This is a genomic window from Neptunomonas sp. (assembly GCF_016744175.1).
Classification (GTDB): Bacteria; Pseudomonadota; Gammaproteobacteria; order Pseudomonadales; family Balneatricaceae; genus Neptunomonas.
Genome location: NZ_JADGEV010000009.1, coordinates 79,722 through 86,721, shown reverse-complemented (window position 1 = coordinate 86,721; position 7,000 = coordinate 79,722). Strand labels below are relative to the sequence as shown.

Below are 7,000 nucleotides of genomic sequence, written 5' to 3'. Positions count from 1 at the left end.
TCAGGACACAGCAGTAGCTTTGTCAGGGCAATTGAAAGCCACGGCCGTATCTTTAATGAAGATATCAAATGACCTTCGCTGGATGAACTCAGGCCCCTTAGCCGGCCTTGCTGAAATTGAATTAGAAACCTTACAACCCGGCTCATCAATCATGCAGGGGAAAGTAAATCCTGTTATACCAGAAGCTACAGCTATGGTTGCTGCACAAGTAATAGGCAACGATATGACTATTACGGTTGCAGGCCAGTCCGGAAACTTTGAATTGAATGTAATGCTTCCTCTAATTGCCCACAATTTACTCAACAGTATTCAGCTACTTTCCAAAAGCTGCACCCTTCTTGCCGATAAAGCGATTACTACCTTTAAGGTAAACGAAAAGAACCTGAGCGCAGCACTCGCACTTAATCCTGCCTTAGTCACTGCCCTGAATCCAATTATTGGGTATCAACAAGCAGAAGAGATTGTTAAACGAGCATGCAAAGAGCAGCGCCCAATAACTAAGGTTGCTAGCGAAATGACAGGAATGACCGAAGAAGAGTTATCTACAATACTGGACCCTGAGAGGCTTGTGTAGATGATATTAGTTTAGCCGTAATCTTATTCCTCCCCATTCTTTTAGCGTCATACAAAGCTACATCTGCTGTTTTAATAAGCTCACGTAATGTTTGCCCCTCTTCAGGAAAACATGAAAGTCCTCCAGAAAAGGTGATAGAAATATCTACTCCTGATTGAGCAGGTATTAACGCGTCTTGGACCGCCAAGCGTAACTCCTCAGATTTTTGGTATGCAAAATTTATTGTCGTGTTTGGCATAATTAACAAAAATTCTTCACCACCGTAACGACACAAAATATCCTCAGCACGGATATTATTAGAAATAATATCTGAGAAATAAACTAAGACAGCATCCCCTACATCGTGCCCGTACTGATCATTCACTTCTTTAAAGTGATCAATATCAAACATCATAAATGACATCTTTTCCTGTGATGCTAATGCATTTTTCATCTCTCGGGTTGCAGCCTGAACAAACCCCTTTCTATTCAATAAGCCTGTCAGCACATCTCTATTAGACTCATCAGATAACCGCTCTCGTAAAGCAATATTAGAAAGAGCAATGCCTAAGAGATCACACGCCGGCTGCAATAAATCTAGCAACTCATCCCTATTGGCAAAATAAAGCTCAGCTAGAGCATCATCAAAACAGCTCTCACGATAGAGAGTTAATATACCGTGTAACTTATCTGAACTTTTAATGGGTACGCAAAGTTGATCAACAGATCTCGCCGCACACGGGTGAGAGCATATTCCCGCATAACTGTCATAGGTTTTTCCAGTTCGTAATGCCCAGCAGTCCTTTGATGAGAATGGCATATTGACAGTAGCGTCCCCTCCCCAACAGTGCTGAAGAGAACAGTTATTTGATTTTTCAAAAAACACAGCACCTGACACATTAGGCAATAGTTTAGATAGATAATTACTAAACACCGAGAAGCACTCAGCCGAGCTATCACTTAACATAAGAAACTCGGTCATTTCTCGTAAAAGAGTCAACTGTTTAGATTTTGTAATTGTAGCGGCTTGCACAGTGGAGAGGCGTTTTTCTCTTTCGCGGGTTAAGCCAATTTGTTCTTTTAGTTGCTTTTCGCTTTCCTCTTTTTCAGACCAGCGACGCCACGTAAACCAAGCAAATACCATGGCGAGAAAAGCTAAGCCAAATGGAATTTCATCAAGTTCAAAGGATTCATACTCCTCTGCTATTTCCATCCATTGTTCATTAATATCAAAAAATGCTGCGACCGAATATGCGATCACAAAAACAATCAGGGCGGTAAACATATCTTGTTTACTTTGGGGTATTTTTTCTAAAAAAACTCGCAGCATACGCTTCACTCACATAGGCACCATTCCCTCCCACTACCTCCAATAATAATTCATCCATGATGGCGCTTATTAATATATAAATAAGTGTAGTGCGATACATCAAGAAGTCCAATAACAAGCGGCGAACGAAAAAGCTACTGTACCTTTAACTTTTGAAGCCTAGAGCAAAAAATAATCATTAGGCAGTTGATAAAACGACGTGAATAGAAACGCGAAGGGTAAAACGCAAAAAGCCAAACCAATAATTTATTGGTTTGGCTTCTTTAATCGTGTTGGTAGCGGGGGCCGGATTTGAACCAACGACCTTCGGGTTATGAGCCCGACGAGCTACCATACTGCTCCACCCCGCAACACTATAACTGAATAAGTAAATAAAGATTGGTAGCGGGGGCCGGATTTGAACCAACGACCTTCGGGTTATGAGCCCGACGAGCTACCATACTGCTCCACCCCGCAACGACTTTAAAATCTTTACTTATTTCACTTCGAAATAATCAAAAGTAACCCTTTGATATACTTCTACAAAATTGGTAGCGGGGGCCGGATTTGAACCAACGACCTTCGGGTTATGAGCCCGACGAGCTACCATACTGCTCCACCCCGCATCAAATTGTGGAGCGAATACTATAGTGATTATTTCGCTTGTGCAACATTATTTTTCAGTTCTTTCTCGACTCTGTGTTTCTAAAAGCTTATTGCGACGAATATCTCTTTTTTGGCACTCGATAATCAGCCCTGTAATCCTTGCTACATCCTTCTCGTCTATATCAATATATTCAGCACTGTACTCGGGATTACTGCGGCGGTTGATTTTCAAGTAGCATGTAATTTCATACTCTTTATCCGTCTCGAAGGTTAACCGCATAGGATAAGCTTCTTTGCTTGCCTCACCTTGATAACGAAAGGCGACACCCTTCGCTGAAATATCAATTATTTCCACAGCCACACCTGCAACACTCAAGCTCACAGGGTCATCTGGATGCGGCCTAACCCTATAAGTTCGACGTTGAGAGTCATCAGTATCAATTTCAATAACAGGCTTCATAAGCCACTCACCTTCTCTAACACAAATTCAATACGTCTATTTTCTGCTCGCTGCTCTACCGTATCATTGGGTCCAATAGGCAATGCATCACCATAACCTGTTGCTGTTACTCGCTCAGGCTCAATACCCCCACGTAGTAAATAGCGTAATACGGTAGTTGCTCTTATAGCAGACAGCTCCCAATTTGACGGAAACTTAACTGTTTCTATTGGAATATTATCTGAATGTCCCTGAATTCCAACTTTGAACTCTGGATTTTTTTCTAATGTTTCTAACAATTCATCTAAAATAGGCATCACTTGTCGTTTAAAAGCAGCATCTCCAGATCCAAATAATAATGCTCCTTTTACCCGAATACGTATTTTTCCGTCACGAGGCTCACTTATATCCACAGAATCACTTACACCCATCGAGGAAAAAACATCTTTTAAGCTATTCGACAAAAACTTCAGGTCTGCATTTTCATCAACCATTGGCATTTCAGGTAAACGTATATCTTCTTGCTCTTCTAATACAACGTCAGGCGGAACAACCTGATCCGCATTGTTCACATCTTCAGAATCTAATATCTCTATGGCAGGAGCTCTTAGCTCTTCCGGCAGCGGAACTATACTCCCCCCTGTATTACCTATAGCTAACTGAAAAGAGCGAATAGTAGAAGCAAACTGCTCCTTTTTAACTGTCGATATTGAGAACAGTAATACAAAGAAAACTAATAATAGTGTCATCAAATCTGCATAAGTCACCATCCAACTTGGCTCTGCCTCGTCAATAATGGCTCGTCGCGCACTCATTTTTTAGCTCCGGCACTTTCAGATTCTTTTTTGTTAAACATGGGACTTCGTGCCCTCTCAGGAAGGTAAGAGGATAACTGTTCATAAACATGAGCATAATGATCATTCGTGAGGATACTAATACTGCCTTCACGTATGATCTCTAGATTAGTAACTTCTAATAAAGTACGTGCTTTCAATTTTCCTGCAATCGGCAAAAAAACCATGGTTGCCAATAGAGAGCCATAAAACGTTGTTAGTAATGCCACAGCCATCGCTGGGCCTATCGTTTCAGGGTTATCTAGTTCACTTAGCATTTGAATCAAACCAATTAAGGTTCCCAGCATGCCAAATGCAGGCGCATATGCGGCCATTTTTTTAAATACATCTTGCACAGAAAAGTGGCGAGCCATTAAGGAGTCAATTTCATTTTGTAACGTATTTCTAATCACCGACTCAGAAGCCGCTTCAGAGAGTAAGTTACATGCTCGACGTAATACAGGAGAGTCTGTCTTTACATCACCGAGTTTCAACAACCCATGACGGTGACTGATTTTACTCAGCTTGATCATTGTATCGATCATTTCTGAAGGGTTGGTCTTATCTTTTGTGAATACCATGTAAGCCCCCTTAAAGGCATTCATGACATCACGAAATTGAACCGTCAACAGCGTTGCTGCCATCGTTCCTCCAACAACGATCATCATACCGGGGACGTTAACAAAGATGTCCGCATTACCGCCAATCAAAATGGCCGATATAATTAACACCAGCCCAGACAAGATTCCTATAAGGGATGCAAAATCCATCTTGTAAGACACTCCGAGTATTTATTAATAATCAATTACTTGAGTATAGCAGCTGTTCCGTACACCATAGGCGTATGAACAACGATTATCCCCAACACTTGCCAAAGTATTTTATTGGCCTGGCACAATGGCATCACCCTGACTGGTATCAAGGACACGTTGCTATTAATCAAGCACTTCCTCTCTACTCAAAACATTTCTCAACAGTAGAAGGTAACAGCAGTTTTTACGGCCTTCCTAACGAGTCATCGATACAACGCTGGAAACAACAAACAAATCCTTTTTTTCGGTATTGCTTCAAGTTTCCTCAAACTATTACCCATCATGCAAAACTTCAACATTGTGATCGGCTGGTCAACGAATTTCTTAATCGTATAGCACCACTCGAAGACAAATTAGGCGTGTTGTGGTTACAGCTAAATGCTTCTTTTTCGCCCAGCGACATAAATCGACTAGAGACTTTTATACAAAATCTACCCGCCGGTTTCAATTACGGTATAGAAGTAAGACACACAGGTTTTTTTCTTAAAGACGATACAGAAAAGCGCTTTAACCAAATACTCATGAGAAATTCCATTAACCGTGTAACATTCGACACACGCGCCTTATTTGCGCATGCATGTAATGACCCAGTGACACAGGAAGCATTGCGTTCAAAACCACGTATGCCGGTACATGCAATAGCCACAGGTCAACAACCTTTTGTACGCATCATCACTCCACTCAATATTAAAAATGGCTACGCATACATAGAACCTTGGATTAAAAAAACTTTACAATGGATAGATGAAGGACGCACGCCCTACCTTTTCTTCCATACACCTGATAATAAAGAAGCACCTAAAGTGGCACACTTTTTTAGTGAAGAAATTAATAAACATCGACCAAACATTCCTGCACTTAACGTTTGGGAAAAAACCTACTCACACCCGGAGCTTTTCTGATGCAACTACTTTATATCATGGACCCCATGTGCAGCTGGTGCTGGGCATTTTCCCCAACAATAGACGCCATAAAACAGCAGTTTCCTAACTTACCGATCACATACGTCATGGGTGGTCTGGCAGCTGATTCAGAATCAACCATGCCAGCAGAACAACAAGAGGCGATCCAATCCATTTGGTCTCAAATTGAAGCTAAAACAGGCACTCGATTTAACCATGATTTCTGGACAAAATGCACACCTCGCAGAAGCACTTGGCAAGCATGTAGAGCAATTCTTGCAGCAGAAAACATACAATCCGGGGCCGCTCCAGGCATGGCTCGTGCAATCCAGCATGCATACTACCTAGAAGCAAAAAACCCTTCCGACAACGCTACCTTAATAGCGTTAGCAGAATCACTAGGCATAGACCCTTCTGAGTTTTCAAAACAATTAAACTCTACAAGCATACAGCAAGAATTCGAAGAAAATTTGAGGGTATCACAGCAGCTTGATGTGTCAGGATTTCCAGCATTACGCTTACTTGAAGGACAACAAGCAACACGAGTAAGTGACGGCTATAGCAGCCCTGATGACGTAATAAAGCGCTTGAATAATACACTTAAAGCGGGGAATAGAGGCTAACAAGAAATATGAAGCTATAAAAAAGAAAGCGGAAGCCGAAGCCTCCGCTATTGAAGTGATTAGCCGCGCATTACGGAAACATCTTCCGCTTGCAAACCTTTATCACTCTCACGAGCATTAAAGCGAACACGCTGACCTTCGCTCAAAGAGCGGTGCCCACGTCCTCTAATGTTACGAAAATGAACAAAAACATCATCGCCATTCTCTCGTGTAATGAATCCAAAACCTTTAGAAACATTAAACCATTTTACTGTACCTAACTCACGGTCATCATTTTCGTAGTCTTCTTCCTCTTCCATATCTTCATCAGAAACCTGGTCTAAAGCAGGAACTGAAGAAGTATTTCCACCCATAGCAGAAACAACACTACTAATAAGAACCACAATAAAGGTTACTGCGATGGCTGGGGCTGTTAACCCTACATCAACACCAGTTACAGCGTTAAGCAGCACAGGAATCAACACTGCTGCAATAATACTTACAATCACACTACGAACTATTTGGTTACCACTCATCTATCTATCTCTTGTCTTATCATGATAATTACTATTATTTGAGCCACCCATACTTAATTTAAAGCAGCAACCGCAAAGGTATACAGAAGAAAACTCAAAATTTCAATAGCTTACCTTCATGCAACTGAATTTACTTTCTATATGCCACTCCGTTATGCTTAATACATTAAACTTTATGTCACAGGCGCCACAATGAATTACGATGAACGTATAACCGAACTCGAAAGCCGAGTAGCCTTCCAAGAAGACGCTCTGGACAAGCTGAATGACGTTATTGCTCAACAAGATAGAACCATCTCTGAGCTTCAAAAATTGATCACGGCTTTCAACCAACAACTTAAAACTGTCGGCCAAGAAAACCAAGGCGTAGCGTTTGATGACGCCCCACCACCACACTATTAATTTAAG

Annotated in this window: 9 protein-coding genes and 3 tRNA genes; 4 read left to right on the top strand and 8 right to left on the bottom strand. The window is 41.5% G+C overall.

Translation table 11 applies throughout. The annotated features are described in order from the left end of the window. Nucleotides 1-574 (top strand): lyase family protein (locus QZZ55_RS06080; protein WP_293266370.1); only part of this gene is annotated, 574 nt, incomplete at its 5' end. Here the strand turns inward: QZZ55_RS06080 and QZZ55_RS06075 are convergent. The 7 genes from QZZ55_RS06075 to QZZ55_RS06045 all read right to left on the bottom strand — a co-directional run bounded on the left by QZZ55_RS06075 (nucleotide 543) and on the right by QZZ55_RS06045 (nucleotide 4,510). Continuing rightward, nucleotides 543-1,883, bottom strand: a complete 1,341-nt coding sequence (locus QZZ55_RS06075; RefSeq protein ID WP_293266421.1) for a GGDEF domain-containing protein — start codon at nucleotides 1,881-1,883, stop codon at nucleotides 543-545. The two genes, QZZ55_RS06080 and QZZ55_RS06075, sit on opposite strands and share 32 nt — an antisense overlap. Nucleotides 1,884-2,156: 273 nt before the next feature. After that, nucleotides 2,157-2,233: transfer RNA gene (locus QZZ55_RS06070), tRNA-Met, on the bottom strand. Between the two features lie 29 nt (nucleotides 2,234-2,262). Continuing rightward, a tRNA-Met gene (locus tag QZZ55_RS06065) sits at nucleotides 2,263-2,339 on the bottom strand. A gap of 72 nt (nucleotides 2,340-2,411) precedes the next feature. Then, nucleotides 2,412-2,488, bottom strand: a tRNA-Met gene (locus QZZ55_RS06060). 47 nt (nucleotides 2,489-2,535) lie between these two features. Next, on the bottom strand, nucleotides 2,536-2,928 hold the full coding sequence (locus QZZ55_RS06055; protein ID WP_293266368.1) for a PilZ domain-containing protein: 393 nt from the start codon (nucleotides 2,926-2,928) through the stop codon (nucleotides 2,536-2,538). Beyond that, nucleotides 2,925-3,722 (bottom strand): flagellar motor protein MotB, encoded by a 798-nt coding sequence (locus QZZ55_RS06050; RefSeq protein ID WP_293266366.1) that lies wholly within the window; start codon nucleotides 3,720-3,722, stop codon nucleotides 2,925-2,927. The genes QZZ55_RS06055 and QZZ55_RS06050 overlap by 4 nt, the downstream gene beginning before the upstream one ends. Beyond that, on the bottom strand, nucleotides 3,719-4,510 hold the full coding sequence (locus tag QZZ55_RS06045) for a MotA/TolQ/ExbB proton channel family protein (protein WP_293266364.1): 792 nt from the start codon (nucleotides 4,508-4,510) through the stop codon (nucleotides 3,719-3,721). The genes QZZ55_RS06050 and QZZ55_RS06045 overlap by 4 nt, the downstream gene beginning before the upstream one ends. 74 nt (nucleotides 4,511-4,584) lie before the next feature. On the opposite strand from QZZ55_RS06045, the gene QZZ55_RS06040 reads away from it, so the two are divergent. Continuing rightward, entirely contained in the window at nucleotides 4,585-5,454 is an 870-nt protein-coding gene (locus tag QZZ55_RS06040; RefSeq protein ID WP_293266362.1) for a DUF72 domain-containing protein, read from the top strand. Further along, nucleotides 5,454-6,077 carry a DsbA family protein gene (locus QZZ55_RS06035; protein ID WP_293266360.1) on the top strand — a complete coding sequence of 208 codons (624 nt, stop codon included), beginning with the start codon at nucleotides 5,454-5,456 and terminating at the stop codon, nucleotides 6,075-6,077. Before QZZ55_RS06040 ends, QZZ55_RS06035 begins: the two co-directional genes overlap by 1 nt. A gap of 59 nt (nucleotides 6,078-6,136) precedes the next feature. On the opposite strand, the gene QZZ55_RS06030 is transcribed toward QZZ55_RS06035, so the two are convergent. Further along, the gene (locus QZZ55_RS06030; RefSeq protein WP_293266358.1) at nucleotides 6,137-6,592 is read right to left on the bottom strand and encodes a cold-shock protein; all 456 of its coding nucleotides are present in this window, start codon (nucleotides 6,590-6,592) and stop codon (nucleotides 6,137-6,139) included. Between the two features lie 192 nt (nucleotides 6,593-6,784). Here QZZ55_RS06030 and QZZ55_RS06025 point away from each other — a divergent pair, with 192 nt between their 5' ends. Continuing rightward, the gene (locus QZZ55_RS06025) at nucleotides 6,785-6,994 is read left to right on the top strand and encodes a SlyX family protein (RefSeq protein WP_293266356.1); all 210 of its coding nucleotides are present in this window, start codon (nucleotides 6,785-6,787) and stop codon (nucleotides 6,992-6,994) included. Nucleotides 6,995-7,000 lie beyond the last annotated feature (6 nt).

Excerpts from the sequence above, each read along its gene's own strand:
- QZZ55_RS06025 (WP_293266356.1), top strand. The coding sequence starts at position 6,785 with ATGAATTACGATGAACGTATAACCGAACTCGAAAGCCGAGTAGCCTTC.
- QZZ55_RS06075 (WP_293266421.1), bottom strand. The coding sequence starts at position 1,883 with ATGCTGCGAGTTTTTTTAGAAAAAATACCCCAAAGTAAACAAGATATG.
- QZZ55_RS06040 (WP_293266362.1), top strand. The coding sequence starts at position 4,585 with ATGAACAACGATTATCCCCAACACTTGCCAAAGTATTTTATTGGCCTG.
- QZZ55_RS06050 (WP_293266366.1), bottom strand. The coding sequence starts at position 3,722 with ATGAGTGCGCGACGAGCCATTATTGACGAGGCAGAGCCAAGTTGGATG.
- QZZ55_RS06030 (WP_293266358.1), bottom strand. The coding sequence starts at position 6,592 with ATGAGTGGTAACCAAATAGTTCGTAGTGTGATTGTAAGTATTATTGCA.
- QZZ55_RS06035 (WP_293266360.1), top strand. The coding sequence starts at position 5,454 with ATGCAACTACTTTATATCATGGACCCCATGTGCAGCTGGTGCTGGGCA.
- QZZ55_RS06055 (WP_293266368.1), bottom strand. The coding sequence starts at position 2,928 with ATGAAGCCTGTTATTGAAATTGATACTGATGACTCTCAACGTCGAACT.
- QZZ55_RS06045 (WP_293266364.1), bottom strand. The coding sequence starts at position 4,510 with ATGGATTTTGCATCCCTTATAGGAATCTTGTCTGGGCTGGTGTTAATT.